Here is a 2,313-nt window from a genome sequence, read left to right as displayed (position 1 = left end):
GGGGGTGCGGGCGTGGATGCGGGGCGTCTTGGACGTCGCTTCGGAGGCCGACCCCGATATACGGGGCCGGGCGCGTTCGGAAACCTCAAAATCGATTCCCGAGAACCCGGCGCGGGCCTCCCGCGGAGGGCGCCGATCCCCGGTGCAGGGTGCGCCCTTCGCAGACAAAAAGAAACCGCGTTCGCCACGCCCCTGCCCGTCCCTCTAGGGACTCGCGGGTTGCGTCGCGCAAACGCGGCTGAAGAGATTTAACCACCAAAGAGAGGGACGCGCCGGAAAGCGCGTACCAACCATTTGCGTGGGACTTATTGTGCCATGCCCGGGCTAACCCTGATGAGTAATAGTACCTAGTTCTCACACCTGTTAACACTTTGAATACAAGTGGCCGACGCCCGTAGATCCCCGTCCCGCAGGGGATACTGGGGCGAACGGAAAACTGTCCGTCCGGCACGTGTTCGGTACTTCGGTGCGGTTATGAGGCAATTTCCTTCGTATCTGCCTGTCGACGGGAAAAGGCTTTCTGAATCATAATGAGGGTCGTTGCCTTGGATCGGCTCATACATGCCGGTCTAGGCCGAAAAAAGTTGGGCCGAAGTGGTGTTTCCTTGAGTGACGCCGCGGCGGCGCGATACCTATAATTCCAACTCAGGTCGAGCGGTTTGGGATGCTGATATCAACGCACGATTTCCCTTTTGCTCCTGACCTGCATCTACTTTGAGGAGTGAATCCCATGACCCGTCTTGAACTCGTCGAACAGGTCGCCAAGCGCGCCGGCGTGTCCCAGCAGATGGCCGACAAGGTCCTCGTCGCTGCGCTCGAAAGCATCATCGAATCCGTCTGCCAGAACAAGGTCGTCACGCTGATCGGCTTCGGCACGTTCCGTGCCGTCGACCGTGCCGAACGCGTGGGCCGCAACCCCGTCACGGGCGAGCAGATCAAGATTCCGTCGCAGCGTCTGCCGAAGTTCATCCCGGGCACCGCGTTCAAGGACGCCCTGCGCGACGACTCCGTCCGTCAGGCCCTCGAAAAGGGCGAATGACAGGGACTTTCTTCCCGAAGGGGGGCCTACCGGCCCCCGAACTGAAATGAAAAACCCCGCCGGGTTCGTGCCGGCGGGGTTTTTGCATCTGGGGCGAGGGACCCTTACGGCCGCACGATTTCGTTCTTGTGGCGGCCGTTCTCGAGCTTGACGCCCACGTCCCACCAGGTCTTGCCCTCTTCCTCGTGGAGGTTCGCACCAAGGATCTCCGCGCCCGGACGGCGGCGGAGGACTTCCTCACGGACGTTCGTGGGGATCGCCTCAGCGGCGACGTCGCGCTTCGACTTCAAAATCCTGCCTTCCGGCGAGAGTTCGAGCTTGGCTTCGAGGCGGCCTTCACGGAGTTCCGCCTCATAGCGGCCGTCGTCGAAATCCCATTCCGTCACCTGCGCGTTGGGGAGCGCCTGGGAGACGGCCGCGCGGACGGCTTCGGGGACGTCCGCTTCGCGGAGGTCTTTGGCCTGAGCGGAGAGGGAGGCCAGCGCCGCGAACGTCGCGACGGCGGCGATGGTGAGGGGCTTGGCTTTGAGCATATGCGGCTCCTGGTTTCCCGAGCGGGACGTGTTTGGTCTTGGGAGCATTGTCGCCGCGGGATGCTGGGAACGGCGGCCTCTTTCGCCGTCCGATTTGCAACGAAGTGCAGGGAAGAAGGGCCGTCCCCCTGGTCGAGCAAGACGGCCCTTCAACGGTCACTTATCCATAGGATGGATCTCAAGCTTCGGCAGGCTCTTGACGATCTTCATCGTCTCCAGGCTCACCGTGATCACTTTGAGGAAGAGATCCAACGGATAGCGCGGATTACCGATTTCCGCGGCGTAGTCATTGAAGTCGTTGACAATGCCCGACGCCTTGTCGGTCTTCACGCAGGCACGCTCAACCACCCAATCGAGCGCCGACTTCTTGTTGACGACGTACTCCTGCGCTTCGATCGGAATACCCTCGACCGTGATGTCCTCGTTGTAGATGAGACGACTCTTGTCCTTCGCGGCATTGCCGGTCTTGCCGGAGATCTTCCCCCACTTCATTTGAGTGACGCGGTAGTTCGGCGTACCGGGCTTCATCACAACGTTTGCAGGGTAAGGCTTTACCTCTTCGAAGTTGACGTGCAGCTCCGCAAGCTTGCGCCCCGCCACTTCGAACGCTTTGAACTGTTCGTACGTGGCGACGCGCGGAATGCGAGGCAGCTCCTTCATCAAGTTGTTCGCGTAGCGCTGGCGGTAGTCCTCTGAGTGAAGGATTCCGTAGATGTAAGGAACCTCTTCACCGGGGCCCTT

Annotated in this window: 3 protein-coding genes; 1 reads left to right on the top strand and 2 read right to left on the bottom strand. The window is 60.9% G+C overall.

Annotation, left to right across the window (positions count from 1 at the left end):
• Window positions 1-730: 730 nt before the first annotated feature.
• Entirely contained in the window at window positions 731-1,039 is a 309-nt protein-coding gene (locus tag HMPREF9440_RS02460) for an HU family DNA-binding protein (protein WP_008541168.1), read from the top strand.
• Between the two features lie 104 nt (window positions 1,040-1,143).
• Here the strand turns inward: HMPREF9440_RS02460 and HMPREF9440_RS02455 are convergent, their stop codons facing one another.
• Both HMPREF9440_RS02455 and HMPREF9440_RS02450 read right to left on the bottom strand, forming a co-directional pair.
• A complete protein-coding gene (locus tag HMPREF9440_RS02455; RefSeq protein WP_008541167.1) occupies window positions 1,144-1,572 on the bottom strand; it encodes a PepSY-like domain-containing protein in 429 nt (142 codons plus the stop codon).
• Between the two features lie 156 nt (window positions 1,573-1,728).
• Window positions 1,729-2,313, bottom strand: a 585-nt coding sequence (locus HMPREF9440_RS02450; RefSeq protein ID WP_008541166.1) for a type ISP restriction/modification enzyme, incomplete at its 5' end; no start/stop codon positions are given.

Origin of the sequence: Sutterella parvirubra YIT 11816 (assembly GCF_000250875.1) — a bacterium.
Classification (GTDB): Bacteria; Pseudomonadota; Gammaproteobacteria; order Burkholderiales; family Burkholderiaceae_F; genus Sutterella; species Sutterella parvirubra.
Note: the sequence above shows the minus strand (reverse complement) of the source record. Positions and strands in the feature narration are given on the sequence as shown.